The organism is Methanofollis ethanolicus (assembly GCF_001571385.1).
In the GTDB taxonomy this organism is placed as follows: Archaea; Halobacteriota; Methanomicrobia; order Methanomicrobiales; family Methanofollaceae; genus Methanofollis; species Methanofollis ethanolicus.
This window is the reverse complement of sequence record NZ_BCNW01000001.1, coordinates 1,591,039-1,608,241: the sequence shown is the minus strand read 5'-3', so window position 1 is coordinate 1,608,241 and position 17,203 is coordinate 1,591,039. Positions and strand designations below refer to the sequence as shown.

General features: G+C 62.5%; 14 protein-coding genes and 1 tRNA gene. 11 read left to right on the top strand and 4 right to left on the bottom strand.

The window, feature by feature from the left end; all coding sequences use genetic code 11:
* The first annotated feature begins 43 nt into the window (after positions 1-43).
* Positions 44-526, top strand: a complete 483-nt coding sequence (locus MEFOE_RS13740) for a helix-turn-helix domain-containing protein (RefSeq protein ID WP_153015905.1) — start codon at positions 44-46, stop codon at positions 524-526.
* 223 nt (positions 527-749) lie between these two features.
* Here MEFOE_RS13740 and MEFOE_RS07915 read toward each other — a convergent pair.
* Both MEFOE_RS07915 and MEFOE_RS07910 read right to left on the bottom strand, forming a co-directional pair.
* A tRNA-Gly gene (locus MEFOE_RS07915) sits at positions 750-821 on the bottom strand.
* A 334-nt stretch (positions 822-1,155) separates the two neighbouring features.
* Entirely contained in the window at positions 1,156-2,130 is a 975-nt protein-coding gene (locus MEFOE_RS07910) for a DUF7544 domain-containing protein (RefSeq protein ID WP_067050709.1), read from the bottom strand.
* A gap of 112 nt (positions 2,131-2,242) precedes the next feature.
* On the opposite strand from MEFOE_RS07910, the gene MEFOE_RS07905 reads away from it, so the two are divergent.
* The 8 genes from MEFOE_RS07905 (at position 2,243) to MEFOE_RS07870 (ending at position 11,427) form a co-directional block, all read left to right on the top strand.
* Positions 2,243-2,884 (top strand): precorrin-2 dehydrogenase/sirohydrochlorin ferrochelatase family protein, encoded by a 642-nt coding sequence (locus tag MEFOE_RS07905; RefSeq protein WP_067050706.1) that lies wholly within the window; start codon positions 2,243-2,245, stop codon positions 2,882-2,884.
* Between the two features lie 7 nt (positions 2,885-2,891).
* Positions 2,892-4,136, top strand: a complete 1,245-nt coding sequence (hemA, locus tag MEFOE_RS07900) for a glutamyl-tRNA reductase (protein ID WP_067050702.1) — start codon at positions 2,892-2,894, stop codon at positions 4,134-4,136.
* Positions 4,115-5,101, top strand: a complete 987-nt coding sequence (gene hemB / locus MEFOE_RS07895; RefSeq protein WP_067050699.1) for a porphobilinogen synthase — start codon at positions 4,115-4,117, stop codon at positions 5,099-5,101. The genes hemA and hemB overlap by 22 nt, the downstream gene beginning before the upstream one ends.
* A complete protein-coding gene (hemL, locus tag MEFOE_RS07890; RefSeq protein ID WP_067050696.1) occupies positions 5,088-6,332 on the top strand; it encodes a glutamate-1-semialdehyde 2,1-aminomutase in 1,245 nt (414 codons plus the stop codon). Before hemB ends, hemL begins: the two co-directional genes overlap by 14 nt.
* Entirely contained in the window at positions 6,323-7,207 is an 885-nt protein-coding gene (hemC, locus tag MEFOE_RS07885; RefSeq protein WP_067050691.1) for a hydroxymethylbilane synthase, read from the top strand. The genes hemL and hemC overlap by 10 nt, the downstream gene beginning before the upstream one ends.
* Positions 7,204-7,950 (top strand): uroporphyrinogen-III C-methyltransferase, encoded by a 747-nt coding sequence (gene cobA, locus MEFOE_RS07880; protein ID WP_067050688.1) that lies wholly within the window; start codon positions 7,204-7,206, stop codon positions 7,948-7,950. Before hemC ends, cobA begins: the two co-directional genes overlap by 4 nt.
* Positions 7,951-8,730: 780 nt before the next feature.
* Positions 8,731-10,374, top strand: a complete 1,644-nt coding sequence (ilvD, locus tag MEFOE_RS07875) for a dihydroxy-acid dehydratase (RefSeq protein ID WP_067050686.1) — start codon at positions 8,731-8,733, stop codon at positions 10,372-10,374.
* A 465-nt stretch (positions 10,375-10,839) separates the two neighbouring features.
* Positions 10,840-11,427, top strand: coding sequence for a carbonic anhydrase (locus tag MEFOE_RS07870; protein WP_067050683.1), 588 nt, complete (start codon positions 10,840-10,842; stop codon positions 11,425-11,427).
* Here the strand turns inward: MEFOE_RS07870 and MEFOE_RS07865 are convergent.
* The gene (locus MEFOE_RS07865) at positions 11,415-11,765 is read right to left on the bottom strand and encodes a hypothetical protein (RefSeq protein ID WP_067050681.1); all 351 of its coding nucleotides are present in this window, start codon (positions 11,763-11,765) and stop codon (positions 11,415-11,417) included. The two genes, MEFOE_RS07870 and MEFOE_RS07865, sit on opposite strands and share 13 nt — an antisense overlap.
* A 64-nt stretch (positions 11,766-11,829) precedes the next feature.
* Entirely contained in the window at positions 11,830-12,717 is an 888-nt protein-coding gene (locus MEFOE_RS07860; RefSeq protein WP_067050678.1) for a flavodoxin family protein, read from the bottom strand.
* A 114-nt stretch (positions 12,718-12,831) separates the two neighbouring features.
* Here MEFOE_RS07860 and carA point away from each other — a divergent pair, with 114 nt between their 5' ends.
* Both carA and carB read left to right on the top strand, forming a co-directional pair.
* The gene (gene carA, locus MEFOE_RS07855; RefSeq protein ID WP_067050675.1) at positions 12,832-13,887 is read left to right on the top strand and encodes a glutamine-hydrolyzing carbamoyl-phosphate synthase small subunit; all 1,056 of its coding nucleotides are present in this window, start codon (positions 12,832-12,834) and stop codon (positions 13,885-13,887) included.
* Positions 13,887-17,054 (top strand): carbamoyl-phosphate synthase large subunit, encoded by a 3,168-nt coding sequence (carB, locus tag MEFOE_RS07850; RefSeq protein WP_067050671.1) that lies wholly within the window; start codon positions 13,887-13,889, stop codon positions 17,052-17,054. Before carA ends, carB begins: the two co-directional genes overlap by 1 nt.
* Positions 17,055-17,203: the final 149 nt, after the last annotated feature.

Genomic DNA, 17,203 nt, shown 5'->3' with positions numbered 1-17,203 from the left:
ATACTGGTAACAGATAGTATACCCACAAGCCGCAGGTGCAGACATGGATGAGACGATACTGGAAAAACACCTCTCCGAAGTCCCATCGGTGATCATCAACGCAGTCAACCCCTTAAGCGACAGAAAGTGCTGGGGCATTTACATCGCACTGCTACATACAGATGAGGGACTGAGATTTAACCAGATAAAGGAACTCTTCAACGCCGAGTCATCGGAAGTGTCGAGGGCCTTAAAAAAATTAGCAAATGCAGGCCTTATCGCAAAAAAGATCCATGCGATAGAAGATCTGGGCAATAGGGAGGCGGCATATTATGTTTCAACCCCGCTTGGAAAAAATCTGCTGAGATCTCTCTATGAAGGTCTGCTGCCCTCAAAAAACAGTCCCGATGTTCAGCGCCACATCAACCGGGCATCCGGATGCTACCCGAGAATACCATATACAAAACCATCCCGCGTCGGGATTCACAATTCTGCGAGGACGCTCCAACCTCACGTATCCCCATCATCACGGCGAGCACGGAGGTGACACAACTCTGCCGGTGCCGGGAGACGAACCCAGGGACACGTCAATCCATGATGACCCGCAGACTCTTCATCGACAACCCAGAGATCGCCCCCCGCTCGATCATACCGATAGAAAATTTCTGGAGACAGATCTCTCCTGCGCCCCGAAAAAACACCTCACTACCGCAAAAATCTCTCGAAAAGACACAAAAAAATGTCACCGATCAATCAAGGGAAAGAAGAAGTGCGCCGACCGGGACTCGAACCCGGGTTTAGGCGTTGGCAACGCCTAGTGATAACCACTACACTATCGGCGCCCTGCAGGTGTCGTATCACCGCAGTGCTCTACAATATTTGCTATACTCACATATAAGGATTTTCCACAGGCCCTGCCCGGACCGGGCTCTGTGGGGGTCAGGAACCCCGCCGCGCAGAGAACGACCCCGCAGGGCCACGCCGAGGATGCGAGGGAGCGGGACGGCGATCGGGCAGGACATGCGCGACATCAGCCTATTCCGGACATGTTTCCTGGACATCCTGGTACCGGAGACAGATCGACCCGCACCGGCCCGGCAACGCCGCAGGGGTGGGGCAGCGCATCCCTTGCCCGAGGTGTCGCGGGGTGCCGCAGAAAAAAAGGGAGAGTGTCCCTCATGCCGCCGCGTCGCCTTCGGGCTCTGCCAGGAGGTCATGCGCCGGGCTGAACCGCCGCAGGACATCGAGGGAGTAGAACCTGAAGAAGGTGACGAAGGGCACCTGCAGGAGGAGGAGGAAGGGAAGGGCGATGAGAATGCCGATGACGATCAGGAGGACCAGCGCCCATATCATGGACGGACCGTTGGCAAAGAACCCGGCAAGAAGTGCGACGATAAAGAGCGGGACCCCGATGATGGCGAGGACGATCAGGCCGAGAATCCCCATGATCAGCGCGGCGACGATGGCGAGAATGACCTTCACGACGACATAGACCGCCGCATTCTTCAGGTCGGCACGGAGGATGCCATAGACCCGCCGCCACCCCTCGACGATCCCGCATCTGTCCGCTATCATCACCGGCACGACAAAGTCGACGGTGAGCATCAGCACGACCCCGACGACCAGGGCCAGGAGGAGGATCACCGGTATGAGGACGAGAAGAGCGATGACATTCGAGACGCCCGAGAAGATGCCGGTGACGAACCCGAAGACCACAAACCCGACCATCACGGCGATGAAGACAAAGGCGAGCAGGATCTCGAAGAGGAAGAACGAGAGACCATGACCCATCCGCTCCCTGAAAGTGCGGGAGAGAGAGACCGGGCCCGAGGTGAGACAGTCCACGAGCACGAACTGGAAGACCGACCCGACATAGGCAAAGAGCAGTGCAAGGACGATCACAGCCGCAAGGATCAGGAAGAAAGTTGTCGGGGCGAGACCGAAGAAGTCGGGTACCGGCATGGAACTCATATCCCGGCCACCCCGGTCCGGGAAGGAGTAGTTGCTGCCGCCGCCACCGCCGAAGCCCCCGATGAAGAACGCTATCACGGCGAGCCTGAGCCAGATACCGAGATTGAACGGCCAGAGCAGCGACTTTGTCCGGGAAAACGCCCCGTCAAACGCGCCGAAGGCATGATAATCCGCAGTCATGCGCAAATATCGGAAAAGGGAGAAGATAAAGAAGGTGGTCGGCCAGGTATTACGGACGTGAACCGCGGATAATACATAATCTTAATTTGCGGCCGCCACCCACAGAACAGTGATGATCCCGCTGATCCTCGACCTCACCGGGAGGCACGTCGTCATCTTCGGCGGCGGTGCCGTGGGAGCGCGAAAAGCGGCATATTTCTGTCGCGAAGCGAGGGTCACCGTTGTCAGCCGGAGTTTCCTGCCCTCCCTTGCCGGTTCCGGCGCCGCGTGCGTCGAGGCCGATATCGAGGCACTGGACGACCATGCGGTCCTCGCCCTGCTGGAGGGGGCCTTTCTTGTCGTCGCAGCCACGCCCGACGCCGCCCTGAACGACAGGATCGGGCGCCTGGCGCGGGAGACGGGCGTTCACTTCAACAACGCGCACGGGGAAACCGGCGACGTCCTTATCCCCTCGGTCCTCCGGGGGGAGCGCTACCTCATCGCCGTCAGCACCGGGGGGACGAGCCCGGCCGTCCCGCGGTTCCTCAGGGAGCACCTTGAGGAGGCCTTCCCCAACCTCGACGCGATGATCGGGGTCGAGGGGAGACTGCGGGAAGACCTCAAAAAGTCCGTGCCCACCCAGGACGAACGGAGCCGGACCCTCAGGGCCGTCCTCCGCGACCCCGACGCCTGGACATGGCTTGCCGACGGCGAAGACGAGGCGTACCGCAAAATAAGGGAGCGATATATCAGTGGAAACATATCTCTATGCTGACCTGGCCATGGCCGGCCTCAACCACCACGCGGCCGGCCTCGCCGACCTCGAAGCCTTCAGGTTCGCGGACGAAGAGGCCTTTCTCACCGCAGCCAGGGAACGGTTCAAGGGCGTCTTTCTCCTCCAGACCTGCAACCGGATCGAGGTGCTCGTCCACGGGACTGCGGGGGACCTCGCCGACTTCCTCCACGACCTCGGAAGAGAGAAATTCGAGGTCCGCGAAGGGGGGGACGTCCTCCGCCACCTCCTCCAGGTCGCCACCGGTATCGACTCAATGATCATCGGCGAGGACCAGATCCTCGGTCAGATGAAACGCGCCTGGGCGGCCTCGCAGGCGGCCGGCACCAGCGACCATGTCATCGACCTCTGCATCAAGAAGGCCGTGCACGTCGGCGTCGAGGTGCGGAAGAGGACAAAGATCAACAGGGGCGCCGTCTCCATCGGTTCCGCGGCCGTCGCCCTCGCTGAAGAACTCTTCACGAGCCTCAAAGGTCGGCACATCCTCGTCATCGGCAGCGGGGAGATGGGGATGCTCGTCGCCCAGGCCCTCGCCGCCAAAGACCTGACCGCGATCTACGTGGCGAATAGGACGTACGAGAGGGCGGTCGTCCTCGCCGAGAAGATCGGCGGGAAGGCAGTCAACTTCGGGGAACTGAAGCGCTACATCACCCTCTCCGACGTCGTCATCACCTGCACCTCCGCACCCCATCCTGTCATTACCCGGCGTTTCCTCGCCGATGCAATGAAAGGGCGGTGCTGGCCCCTTGACGGCCACCCGCGTCCCCTCGTCGTCATCGACATTGCCCAGCCGCGGGACGTCGAGGAGGACGCCGGCGAGGTCGACGGCGTGAACCTGTACACCATTGACAACCTCCGCGACGTCAACGAGCACACCCTGGCCTCGCGGAAGGCCGAAGCGACACGCGCCCATGACTATATCGAATCCGAACTCGACCATTTCCTCACGATGCTCAACGCCGCCTCGGCCGACGACGCCCTGCGGGGCCTGTACACCTGGGCCGAGGCGATCCGCGTCAGGGAGCGCGACCGGGCCTGCGCCCGCCTCCAGGGAGGCGACGCCCAGACCGCGGCAATCATCGACGACCTGACCAGAGTGCTCGCAAAAAAACTCCTCCTCGACGCCACCTACTCCATACGGGCATGCGCGGAGCAGGGGCAGACCAGGGAGGCAGAATGGCTGGTGAAGGCAATCACCAGAGGTGACGGATTATGTTTCCGGAAAGACGACTGAGACGACTGAGAAAGAGAAACCTCCAGCCCCTCTTCAGGGAGACGAGGATTGATGCAAGCGACCTTGTGATGCCGCTCTTCTTCGACGAGACGATCGAACAACCCGTGGCCATCACCTCGATGCCCGGCCAGTTCAGGTACCCGGTCGGGGATGCAAAGAGCGTGGCAGAGAGACTGAAAAGCGCGGGGATATCCTCAGTCCTCCTCTTCGGCGTTCCCGCGGAGAAGGACGCCGCCGCCCATTCGGCCTATGCCGAGAACGGCGGACTTCAGCGGGCAGTCGCCGCGGTCAAGCGCGCCTGCCCGGAGATGGTGGTGATCACCGACGTCTGCGCCTGCGAGTACACCGACCACGGCCACTGCGGGATCATCGGCGAGACCTCGTCCGGGGAGATCGACCTCCTGAACGATCCATCCCTTGCCCTGATGCAGAAGATCGCAGTCTCGCACGCCCGCGCCGGCGCCGACATGGTCGCCCCCTCCTGCATGCTCGACGGGCAGGTCGGCGCGATCAGGGCGGCCCTCGACGCCGCAGGCTACGCGGACGTCCCGATCATGTCCTACTCCACGAAGTTTGCGAGCGCCTTCTACGGCCCCTTCAGGGAGGCGGCGCATTCGGGCTATTCCTTTGGCGACAGGACCACCTACCAGATGGACCCGGCGAACGGCCGCGAGGCACTCCTCGAATCCGAGATGGACGCGGACGAGGGTGCCGACATCCTGATGGTGAAACCCGCCGCCCTCTACCTCGACGTGCTGGCGAAGATCCGGGAGATCGGCCTCCCGGTCGCCGCCTACCAGGTCTCAGGTGAATACTCCCAGATCAAGGCAGCGGCAGAACGTGGCTGGCTCGACGAGAGACGGTGCGCCCTCGAAAGCCTCACCTGCATCAAGAGGGCCGGGGCCGACCTGATCATCACCTACTATGCAGAAGACGCAGCGAGGTGGCTCCATGAAGAGCAGTGACCTCTTCACACGGGCAGAGGGCCTGATGCCCGGCGGGGTCTCAAGCCCGGTGCGGGCGATCAAGCCGTACCCCTTCTACACGGCCGGGGCGCACGGGCCCTTCCTGCAGACGGTCGAGGGGAAGAACCTCATCGACTGCTGTCTCGGCTACGGCCCCCTCATCCTCGGCCACGCCCACGAAGCGGTACGGCAGGCAATCGAGGTGCAGCTTGCCGAGGGCTGGCTCTACGGCACCCCCTGCCCGCACGAGATCGCCCTTGCGGAGAGGATCGCCGCCGACCATCCCTCCATCGAGATGGTCCGCTTCGTCTCCACCGGGTCCGAGGCGACGATGGCGGCGATCAGGCTCGCCCGCGCCGCCACGAGAAAGCCCGACGTCGTCAAGATCGAGGGCGGATTCCATGGCGCCCACGACGCCGTGCTCGTGCAGGCGGGTTCCGGGGCGACGACGATGGGCGTCCCCGACTCGGCCGGCGTCGTCGCCGACCTGGTGCGCCACACCAGGCAGGTACCGTACAACGACCCCGCGGCCCTCGACGCTGTCCTCTCCTCGTCGGAGGAGATCGCCGCCCTCATCATCGAACCGGTTATGGGCAATGTCGGCCCCATCCTCCCGGGGGAAAACTACCTGCAGGAAGTGCGGCGGATCACAGAAGACCACGACGTCCTCCTCATCTTCGACGAGGTGATCACCGGCTATCGCATCGGCATCGGCGGGGCACAGAAACGTTTCGGCATCACCCCCGACCTCACCACACTCGGCAAGATCATCGGTGGCGGCCTGCCGGTCGGCGCCTTCGGCGGCAGGCGCGACCTCATGGAGATGGTCGCCCCGCAGGGCCCGGTCTATCAGGCCGGCACCTTCAGCGGGAACCCCCTGACCATGGCCGCAGGTGCCGCCGCCCTCGGCTGGCTCCACGACCACCCCGAGACCTACCGCCACCTCGACGAGGGGACGCGGGCCATCAGCGACGCCTGCGAGGATGCAAATGCCGGCGGCTCCTTTGTCAGGCTCGGCTCCATGTTCAAGTACTTCTTCAGGGCCGAGCCTCCGAGGAACTACGCGGAGGCGAAGGAGAGCGACACCACAGCCTTCAGAAGGTTCTGGGAAAAGATGCTGGCGAAGGGCATCTTCGTCCCACCGTCTCAGTTCGAGACGAACTTCCTCTCGGCAGCGCACACAGAAGAGATCATCGAACGCATCGCGGACACATACAGGACATGTCTCTGAGAATAGGAACACGCGGGAGTCAGCTCGCCCTTGCGCAGACCGAACGGGTCTGCAAGGCGCTGGCGCAGATGGGCATCGACGTTGAAACGGCAGTCATAAGGACAAAGGGAGACACCAACACCGGCGTCCCCCTCCATGAGATCGGTGGGCAGGGCGTCTTCGTCCGGGCCCTCGACGAGGCGATCATCGACGGCACCATCGATGCCGCCGTCCACTCCATGAAGGACATCCCGGCAAAGCGGCCGAGAGGTGTCGTCACCGGCGCCGTCCTCACCAGGGACTCGCCAGCCGACTATCTTGCCTATGAAGGGAAAATCGACGATGTCAGAGTCGTCGGCACCTCCTCGACCCGGCGGCGGGCGCAGTTACTGCGGCACGATCCGGATATCGATGTCAGGCAACTGCGCGGCAACGTGGACACGCGCCTCAAGAAGATGCGGGAGAAGGAGTACGACGCCATCGTCCTCGCGGAGGCAGGCCTTGAACGTCTGGGGTACACGGTGAAGGGGCAGCGTCTGCCGACCTCCCAGTTCGTCCCCTCCCCGAACCAGGGTACGATCGCCGTTGTCTGCAGGAACAGCCCGGAGATCATCGAAATGGTCCAGCCGCTTGACGACCCCCAGACGCGGATGGACGTCGGGATCGAGCGGATCATCATGGAAGAGGTCGGTGGCGGCTGCTTTACGCCGCAGGGCATTTACTGCCGGGACGGCCACCTCATCGCCGAGGTGCTCGCCCTGGACGGTAGCAGGGATGTCAGGGTCGAGGACGAGATCACGACCGCGGACGAGGCGCGAGAATGCGGCAGAAAACTCCGCGTCGACGCTGGCGACCTCATCAAGGAGGCCTATAAACAGCTGGGGATCATGCCATGACAGGAAAGGTAGTCCTTGTGGGATCGGGACCGGGAGGCCTCGGTCTCATGGCGGTGCGGGCACAGGAGGCGATCGCGGAGGCCGAGGTCATCCTCTATGACCAGCTCCCCGGTGACGAGATCCTGGCCACCCTGCCCGAGAGTGCGGAAAAGATCGACTGCGGCAAACACGGCGGCGACCACACCCTCGAACAGGACGAGATCGAGGCCCTGATGGTCGAGAAGGCCCTGGAAGGGAAGAACGTCGTCAGGCTGAAGGGTGGCGACTCCTTCCTCTTTGGGCGGGGAGGGGAGGAGATGGAGACACTCCGCGCCCACGGCATCGCGGTCGAGGTAGTTCCGGGCATCACTTCGGCCATCGCCGTCCCCGAATCTGTCGGAATCCCTGTGACGCACCGGAAGTTCGCCTCCCAGGTGACGATCATCACCGGCCACGAGGACCCGACAAAGGGCGAGTCTGCCCTGGACTGGCAGTTCCTGGGCCGGACGCGAGGGACGATCGTCGTGCTCATGGGCGTCAAGAACCTGGGGAAGATCGCCGAGGCCCTGGTCGGAAACGGCCGCGACCCTGCGACGCCTGTTGCGGTCATCGAGCGCGGCATGCGTCCCGACCAGAGGGTGACGGTCGGGCCCCTTGCGGAGATCGCGGCTATCGCCCGTGCACAGGGCGTCAGGCCGCCCGCGGTCATCGTCATCGGCGAGGTCGTCGGCCTGTACGACGGCACGCCGGTCTACAAGCCCTGATCTCAGGGGCACGGGACGACGCCTTTCCTCTTTTTTGGCTCCGTTGAATCCGGGATATGTCAGGAGCACGCCTCCGGGCATACCCCGAGGTCATCCCAAAACGGATCCGAACCTTCATGCACGCCGATGAAAGGGCTCACATTCGGTTCTGAAAAACCCTGTTCTGGCGTCTTGTCCGGGGGGTTTCACCCCCCGATCCCCCCACCCATTGCGATAGGGGGTGGATGGCAACCTCCTTCATCAGGATCTCTCTCTTCCCCGACCCTATCCTGTTTCGGGGGTCAGGGGGCATCAGTTCCCCGGCAGAGAGGTGGGGGAAGGCGGTGGTTTCGCACGATTCTTCAGGGAATTCAGGAAGATATCGACCAGATCATGATATTTTCTCCTGATCCCTGCATGCAGAGATGGGGGGAATGAACGAGAGTTATGAGATATGCTCCCCATGAAAATTGTCCAGGGAATTTGCTGATCGACGTGCCTTCCCGTACGCACGCGCCGGGGGACTTTTGCCCCCGGACACCCGAAATGAGGATTGGCCCCGGGAAGAGTGAGCAGGAGGTCTGAGGATGGAGATTGCCATATCTCCGCCCACCCTCATGCGGGTGCTGCGGGACGACAGCGAAACCTTCGGTTTCCTGACCTCGCTTCGGTCGTCCCCGCGCAAGGATTGATGGGAAAGGGCAATCTCTCCCCGGGATATCCGTTCTTCATCGACCCGAAGGTGCGGCCTCCGCAAAACAGAGAGTTGATATACTCTCGGATAATCTCTCTGTGAGAACCATGAGGAGCGATCTCGTCAAGAAAGGGTACCCGAGGGCACCGAACCGCGCTCTCCTGCGGGCGCTCGGGGTCACCGACAGGGAGATGGACCTCCCCTTCATCGGCATCGCCAATGCCTGGAACACAATCATCCCGGGACACACCCACCTCAGGTCAGTCGCCGAGAAGGTGCGGGAGGGTATCGCCGCGGCGGGCGGTGTCCCCTTCGAGTTCGGGGTCATCGGGGTCTGCGACGGGATCGCAATGGGCCATGAGGGGATGCGCTACTCCCTCCCGTCGCGGGAGAACATCGCCGACTCCATCGAGTTGATGGTCCAGGCCCACCGTTTCGACGGCCTGGTCTGCGTCGGCACCTGCGACAAGATCGTGCCCGGCATGCTGATGGCCGCGGCACGCCTGGACATCCCGGCCATCATGGTCACCGGCGGGCCGATGCTACCGGGCAACCTGGGCGGGCGTGACCTCACTCTCACCGATGTCTTCGAGGCTGTCGGGAAGGTCGCCGCGGGCACGATGGGCGAGGACGAACTCCACGGCCTGGAGTGCGCCGCCATGCCCGGGTGCGGGAGTTGCCAGGGCCTGTACACGGCGAACACCATGGCATGCATGACAGAGGCGATGGGCATGTCCCTCCCCGGTTGCGCCGCCATACCGGCAGTGGACGCCGCAAAACTGCGGGTCGCACGGGAAAGCGGTGAGGCGGCCGTGCGCCTTGTGCAGGAGGGGGTCACGGCGAGGAAGATCATCACCCTCGAAAGCCTGCGGAACGCCGTCAGGGTGGATATGGCCCTCGGTGGGTCGACGAACACCGTCCTCCACCTGATGGCGATCGCCGCCGAGGCCGGGGTGCCCCTCACCCTGGACGACTTCAATGGGATCTCCGACGCCGTGCCGCACATCAGCCACATGCAGCCGGGCGGGCCCCACTCCATGGTCGCCCTCCACCGGGCGGGGGGGATACCGGCCGTCCTCCATGCAATCATGGAGCACCTCGACGACGCACCGACTGTCTCCGGCAGGACAGTTCGGTCGGTCGCGGCCTCGGCCTCGGTCCTCGACACCTCCGTGATCAGGACCCCTGAACACCCGGTCCACGCGGCAGGCGGCCTGAAGGTGCTGCACGGCAGCCTCGCCCCGGCCGGCGCCGTCGTCAAGGCGGCCGCCGTGGACGACGCGATGTGGCGGCACACCGGCCCGGCCCGGGTCTTCGACGGCGAGGACGCCGCCATGAAGGCGATCCTCGGCCAGGAGATCAGGGAGGGCGACGTCGTCGTCATCAGGTACGAAGGGCCCCGCGGCGGCCCGGGCATGCCGGAGATGCTCTCGCCGACCGCCGCCCTTGTCGGCTTCGGGTACAGGCAGGTCGCCCTCGTCACCGACGGGCGGTTTTCCGGCGGGACGCGGGGGCCGTGTATCGGGCATGTCGCCCCGGAGGCCGCGGCAGGCGGGCCGATCGCCCTCGTCAGGGAAGGGGACCGGATCGCGATCGACCTCTATGCCCGCCGTCTCGACCTCCTCGTCGACGAGGAGACCCTGAAGTCCCGCAGAGAGGAGTGGAAGCCCGTGAAAAAATCCCTGTCAGGCATTCTTTCGCGGTACGCCGCAACAGTCGGCGGCGCCGACATCGGGGCAGTGCAGAGGTGACGGCCCGGGCTTTGAGGCAGGAGGGCGTGGGGAGAATGAGGGTCTGAAAACTTCCCCTCAATCTGGACAGGGAGACTCCTCGCTGTCGCCTGTCCAGCGAAGACCTGTCAGTCCAGAACACATCGAAGATATACACGCACAGAAAAATCTTTGATTTTCGGGCTCTGTTGGAAACCTTTTCTAGTGTGCCTGCGCCGGGTGACTACACTCCCGGACCCCCGATCCATAGGATAAGACCCGGGAAGACAGAGCAGAGATCCTGAGGCAGTGGATTTCAATATACTCGCCTCTTCTCAGCGGAGAAGAGAGAACGGAGACCCGGAATGCTGAATTGCCATCCCGCTCCTACCTTCCCCATGCGCCGTCCCCCTCCCGATCAGGTCGTCCCAAAAACTGATTTCGGAGGGTTCAATAACTCTCACGGACATTTTTTAGCATCGGCAGCCCGCCTGCCGGGAGTTAGGTATGATTGACAGGTTCCTTGAAGGCAACAAGACATTCATTGAAGGCGAGTTCACCGAACACCGCGACTACTACCGCGACCTCGCCACGGGACAGAGCCCCACCGTCCTGTGGATAGGCTGTTCTGACTCGAGAGTCGCCCCGGAGAGGATCACCGGCGCAATGGCCGGCGAGATCTTCGTCCACCGCAATATCGGCAATATCGTCAGGGTCGGTGACTGGAACTTCGCCACGATCCTGGAGTACGCCGTCAAACACCTGAAGGTCTCCGACATTGTCGTCTGCGGTCACTCCGACTGCGGTGCAATGAAGGCGCTGATCTCTGACAAAGAATCGAACGAGGCCTACATTCCCCTGTGGCTCTCGAACGCCGCCGTGGCACGCAAAGAAGTCGAGAAGAATACTCCGAAGCCCTCCGACCCTGCGGGCCTGAAGAAATGGGGGCGGATGGTTGAGGTAGAGAACGTGAAACTCCAGCTTGAAAACCTCAGGACCTACCCCATCGTGAGGGACGCGGAGAAAGAGGGAAGGGTTGCGGTCCATGGTCTCTACTTCGACCTTGAGACCGGAAAGCTGGATCAGATCGCCTGACCAAGGGCGGAATCAATCTCTTTTTTTATCTGCGGCAGAGAGACGCGGCCGACAGGAGTGAGCTTCCCGTTCACCAGGACGATCGGAATGGGGGGCTGGTGCTCTTCGACGATCTGCTGCACATAGTCGGGGACGCCCTTGTCGAGGAGAGTGAGCGTCACGTCCACAGCCCCGCCATACTCCTCTGACAGAGCCTCTTTCAGGGCCTCGGTTGCGTCCACAAGTTTCCCCGAGAGGTAGCATTTTTTGAGGCCGCAAGAGCGCTCCTCATTGCAGGGGAAGGGGCTGCACTCCCCATACGAAAACCCGATGATCTCGATGTGGGCATGGTCTGCCATGCCTTCAGTGTTTGATCCTAGTTAATATGAGCATTTGTTCCGTGCCATGGACTGGCGGCCGGGATCAGTCCGCCGCCCGGTTTATCAGGGCCTGCAATTCGGCGCGCCCGCCCGCCTCTCTCCCGACCGTCGCCCTGATATCGCTCACCGCGTCGACCCCATCGACACACACCTCCCCGAGCATCTCCGCACCGATGAACCGGAAAAAAGATCCTGCCACCCTGCTGACGCAGACGAAGTTCTCCGCACCCTTCCGGCCGGAGACGGCGCACAGAATGCCCGCCTGCCGGCCGGCCTCCCCGCCAGCCAGCACGCGCGCGGCGCGGTACGCCTGGCACCGGTCGATCACCGCCTTCAGCGCGGCCGGGACCGTCTCGGTGTACACCGGCGTGCAGACGATGACCAGTCCTGCCTCTGCGAGGGCGCGGTCTATCACGGGCATATCGTCCTGGATCACGCACCTGCCAGCATTATAACACCGGAAACAGCCCGTGCATGCTTCGATGCGCATCTCCGCAGGAGAGAGAGTTTCGCACCGCAACCCCGCGTCCCGGCAGGCGTCGGCCGCCCACCCGGCGAGGATGGCCGAGTTCCCGTACAGCCGCGGGCTTCCCTGGATGATCACCGCCGCCTCAGGTCTGCGGGGCGGAAGCGGCCTGACCGCAGGTTCGGGCTGATGGAGGACGAAGGTCTCCGGGCGCTCGGGCAGTTCCCGCCTGAGGCGGTGGAAGGCCGTGAGCGCCACACTCTCCGCGGTCTGCGGGTTGGCCGGCGGGTATTCGTAGGTATTGGTGCGGTAGGTATAGAGGACGGTGTCCTCCTTCCTGAACTCCAGGGTGTACCTGACCATCCCCGGATATGCCGCCGAGAGGTCCTCTCCCTTCAGGACAAGCACACCCGGCATCCCATCCACGACGATCTCGGCCGAACGGAGGATCCATGCGTCGTGCATCTGCTACTCCCGGTGGAGAAAGGGACATGGCCATATATATGCCTTCCCGGAAGGGAGATGCCGTCACGGTCACTAGCGTTAATAAGGTACGCGGCGCATTGAATATGGTAATTCATGAAGGCGGTTCTGGGTCTAGAAGACGGCGAATTTGTTGTAGGAGAGGGATTTGGTGTAGAGGGGTCCTGTTCCGGGGAATTGGTCTTTACCACCCAGATGACCGGGTATATGGAAGCACTGACCGACCCGAGCTATCAGGGACAGATCCTCATGTTCACCTTCCCGCTCATCGGGAATTATGGTGTTGATCACCATAATTTCCAGAGTCCGACCGTGCATTCTCTTGGGTGCGTCGCCCGGGAAGTCTGCACGCATCCAACGGTAAAACCATCTATTATCGACTTTTTTGAACAAAACGGCTTGTTTGGTATCAGCGGTGTCGACACCCGGCGGCTCACCATCAAGACGAGGGAGCACGGCACCATGCGCGCGGCCGTCATTGTCGGGAGCGACGACGGAGAGGAAGCGGTGAAGATGGCCCGCACGGCCCCCGACATCGCGGCGCAGGACCTCTTCCCTCAGGTATCCTGCAAGGAACCCTTCCACATCCCGGGTCCGGGGAAGCGGATCGCGGTCATCGACCTCGGTATCAAGAAAAACATCGCGGTCAGCCTGCAGAAACGCGGCGCCGACCTCTATGTCTACCCGTACAATGCCACGCCAGCCGAGATCGACAGGTGCGACCCCGAGGCGATCTTCATCACCAACGGCCCCGGCGACCCGAAACAGGCTAAAGACGCCATCGCCGCGGTGAAACACTACCTCGGCGAGCTGCCGGTCTTCGGGATCTGCATGGGCAACCAGGTCACGGCCCTTGCCCTCGGTGCTGAGACCTACAAGATGAAGTTCGGCCACCGCGGCTCCAACCAGCCGGTCAGGTATACAGGTGGCTCGATCTACATCACCACACAGAACCACGGCTTTGCCGTGGACGGCGACACCCTGCCTGAAGGCTGCAGGGTCGCATACGAGAACGTGAACGACGGTAGCCTCGAAGGCTTCTGCAACGACGACCTCGACGTGCTCTGCGTCCAGTTCCACCCCGAGGCCCATGGCGGGCCGCACGATACCGAACGTCCCATCTTTGACCTGATGTACAGGAGGATTGTCTGATGCCGAAGAATCCGCAGATTAAAAAGGCCCTGATCATCGGGTCAGGGCCCATCCAGATCGGACAGGCCGCCGAGTTCGACTTCTCGGGCTCGCAGGCCTGCCGCGCCCTGCGCGAGGAGGGCGTCGAGGTGGTCCTTGTCAACTCCAACCCGGCGACGATCCAGACCGACCCCGAAATGGCGGAGCGGGTCTATATCGAGCCCCTCAAAGCAGAGATCATTGCAAAGATCATCAAGAAGGAGAAGCCCGACGGGATCCTCTCGGGCATGGGCGGCCAGACTGGCCTCAACCTCACCGCCGAACTCGCCGAGATCGGCGCACTCGACGGCGTCGAGATCCTGGGCACCCCCCTCGAAGCGATCTACCAGGGCGAGGACAGGGAGAAGTTCAAGGAACTGATGAACGAGATCGGGGAACCCGTCCCGAAGAGCATGATCCTGGAGCACATCGAGGACCTGGACGCGGCCCTGGCCGAGGTCGGTCTCCCCGCGATCATCAGGCCTGCCTACACCCTTGGCGGTGCGGGCGGCGGCATCGCCCACACCCCCGAAGAACTGCGGCGCATCGTGGAAGTCGGCCTCAACCGCTCCCGCATCCACCAGGTGCTCATCGAAGAGTCGGTGATGGGCTGGAAAGAGATCGAGTTCGAGGTGATGCGCGACGCCGCCGACACCTGCATCATCATCTGCGGCATGGAAAACGTCGACCCCATGGGCGTCCACACCGGCGAGTCCGTGGTCGTGGCCCCGATCCTCACCCTGCGCGATGACGAGTTCCAGATGATGCGCTCCGCGGCGATCAAGATCATCAGGGCCCTCAATGTGCAGGGCGGGTGCAACATCCAGTTCGCCTTCAAGGAGGGGGACTACCGGGTCATCGAGGTCAACCCGCGGGTATCCCGCTCCTCGGCCCTCGCCTCCAAGGCGACGGGCTACCCGATCGCACGGGTCGCCGCAAAGATCGCCATCGGTCTGCGCCTCGACGAGATCCTGAACTCAGTCACCGGCATGACCCCGGCATCCTTCGAGCCCTCGATCGACTATGTCGTCGTGAAAGTGCCGCGCTGGCCCTTCGACAAGTTCAAGACGGCCGACAGGACGCTCACCACGGCGATGAAGTCCACCGGCGAGGTCATGGCCATCGGCAGGACCATCGAGGAGGCCTTCAAGAAGGCCCTCCGCTCCCTGGACTCGGACATGCGGGAGCACACCAACGCAAACGAGATCAAGATGATCCTGACCAGCCCGACAGACGAGCGTTTTGGCTGCCTCTTCGATGCCTTCAGGCAAGGCATGACCGTCGACGAGATCGCGGCGATGACGAAGATCACCCCCTTCTTCCTGGAGAAGGTCGAGCACCTCGTCAGGACCGAGAAGAAATTGAAGGAGAACTTCGAGGAAGGGGACATCAGGACCGCAAAGAGGCTCGGCTTCTCGAACACGGAGATCGCCGAACTCACCGGCCTCCCCGTGGATGAGGTCGAGAAAGAGGCAGGCAGGCCCACCTACAAGATGGTCGACACCTGCGCCGCCGAGTTCCCGGCAAAGACGCCGTACCTCTACTCCACCTGGGAGGACGAGAACGAGGACGTCCATGACGACCGCAAGAAGGTGCTCATCCTCGGTTCGGGCCCGATCAGGATCGGACAGGGGATCGAGTTCGACTACTGCACCGTCCACGCGGTCCAGGCAGTCAGGGAGGAGGGTGTTGCGGTCCACATCGTCAACAACAACCCGGAGACCGTCTCCACCGACTTCGACACCTCGGACAGGCTCTTCTTCGAGCCGATGCAGCTCGAAGACGTTGTCAATGTCCTGGTCAACGACGACTACGACGGCGTGATGGTCCAGTTCGGCGGCCAGAACTCGGTGAACCTGGCCATTCCCCTCGAAGAGGAGATCAAAAAGAGGGGCCTCAAGACGAAGATCCTCGGCACCTCGCCCGACGCGATGGACATGGCCGAGGACCGCGACCGGTTCAGCGTCCTCCTCGACCGTCTCGGCATCCCCTCGGCTCCGAACGCTTCCGCACATTCGGAGACCGAGGCACGGAAGATCGCACAGGATATCGGCTACCCGGTGCTCGTCCGCCCGAGTTACGTCCTCGGCGGCAGGGCGATGGAGATCGTCCACGACGAGGTCGAACTCGATAGTTACATGAAGGAGGCTGTCAGGGTCTCCAGGCAGCACCCGGTGCTCATCGACCGCTTCCTCCAGGACGCCTACGAACTCGACGTCGACGCGGTCTGTGACGGCGACGAGGTGCTCATCGGCGGGGTGATGGAGCATATCGAGGAGGCCGGCGTCCACTCGGGCGACTCGGCCTGCGTCATCCCGACCCAGTCCCTCTCGCAGTCGGTGATCGACCGGGTGAAAGACTACACCCGGCGGATCGCCCTGGAGATGGGGGTCGTCGGCCTGATCAATATTCAACTTGCGGTGAAGGACGACACCGTCTATGTGCTGGAGGCGAACCCGCGGGCAAGCAGGACTGTGCCCTTCGTCTCGAAGGCGACAGGCACCCCACTCGCGAAGATCGCCGCAAAGGTGATGATGGGCAGGAAACTCTGCGACCTCGGCTACCGGGAGAAGACCATCTCCCATGTTGCCGTCAAGGAAGTGCTCCTCCCCTTCAACAAACTCCCGGGCGTCGACACCGTCCTCGGCCCAGAAATGAAGAGCACGGGCGAGGTCATGGGCATCGACTATGACTTCGGCCGGGCCTACTACAAGGCCTGCCTGGCGGCGGACAACGACCTGCCCCTCAGGGGCAATGTCTTCATCTCGGTGCCCGACGACCAGAAGGTGGCGATCGTCCCGATCGCAAAGAAACTCTCCGACCTCGGGCTCGTCCTCTACGGCACCGGCGGCACGGCCGAGTATCTCATCCAGTCCGGCATCGACGTGAAGATGATGAGGAAGGTCCAGGAAGGGTCGCCCAATGTCATCGACATGATGCGCAAAGGCGAGATCAGCCTGATCATCAACACCCCGGCGGACAAGCAGTCCCGGCAGGACCACTACGCGATCATGCGGGTCGCGGTGGACTACTCTGTGCCCTATATCACCACGCTCTCCGCGGCCGAGGCCGCGGCACGGGCGATCGAGGTGATGAAGCACGAGGAGATCACCATCGAGCCCTTGAACCACTACCTGGGGAAGGCCTGAGGCCTCCCTTCTTTTTTTCAAAACAGAACAATCGCGAAAAATACCGCACGCATTTCAGAAGGTCGCTCGGCTCTTCGGTTCATGGGCACGGGAAAGTTTTCGCAGGGCCGGAAAAAGACACTTCAAGACGCTTGAATCTGTCGCAGGAA

What these genes read in the sequence shown, in the direction of transcription:
- MEFOE_RS13740 (WP_153015905.1), top strand. Translation starts at nt 44, where the DNA reads ATGGATGAGACGATACTGGAAAAACACCTCTCCGAAGTCCCATCGGTG.
- MEFOE_RS07910 (WP_067050709.1), bottom strand. Translation starts at nt 2,130, where the DNA reads ATGACTGCGGATTATCATGCCTTCGGCGCGTTTGACGGGGCGTTTTCC.
- MEFOE_RS07905 (WP_067050706.1), top strand. Translation starts at nt 2,243, where the DNA reads ATGATCCCGCTGATCCTCGACCTCACCGGGAGGCACGTCGTCATCTTC.
- hemA (WP_067050702.1), top strand. Translation starts at nt 2,892, where the DNA reads ATGGCCGGCCTCAACCACCACGCGGCCGGCCTCGCCGACCTCGAAGCC.
- hemB (WP_067050699.1), top strand. Translation starts at nt 4,115, where the DNA reads ATGTTTCCGGAAAGACGACTGAGACGACTGAGAAAGAGAAACCTCCAG.
- hemL (WP_067050696.1), top strand. Translation starts at nt 5,088, where the DNA reads ATGAAGAGCAGTGACCTCTTCACACGGGCAGAGGGCCTGATGCCCGGC.
- hemC (WP_067050691.1), top strand. Translation starts at nt 6,323, where the DNA reads ATGTCTCTGAGAATAGGAACACGCGGGAGTCAGCTCGCCCTTGCGCAG.
- cobA (WP_067050688.1), top strand. Translation starts at nt 7,204, where the DNA reads ATGACAGGAAAGGTAGTCCTTGTGGGATCGGGACCGGGAGGCCTCGGT.
- ilvD (WP_067050686.1), top strand. Translation starts at nt 8,731, where the DNA reads ATGAGGAGCGATCTCGTCAAGAAAGGGTACCCGAGGGCACCGAACCGC.
- MEFOE_RS07870 (WP_067050683.1), top strand. Translation starts at nt 10,840, where the DNA reads ATGATTGACAGGTTCCTTGAAGGCAACAAGACATTCATTGAAGGCGAG.
- MEFOE_RS07865 (WP_067050681.1), bottom strand. Translation starts at nt 11,765, where the DNA reads ATGGCAGACCATGCCCACATCGAGATCATCGGGTTTTCGTATGGGGAG.
- MEFOE_RS07860 (WP_067050678.1), bottom strand. Translation starts at nt 12,717, where the DNA reads ATGCACGACGCATGGATCCTCCGTTCGGCCGAGATCGTCGTGGATGGG.
- carA (WP_067050675.1), top strand. Translation starts at nt 12,832, where the DNA reads ATGAAGGCGGTTCTGGGTCTAGAAGACGGCGAATTTGTTGTAGGAGAG.
- carB (WP_067050671.1), top strand. Translation starts at nt 13,887, where the DNA reads ATGCCGAAGAATCCGCAGATTAAAAAGGCCCTGATCATCGGGTCAGGG.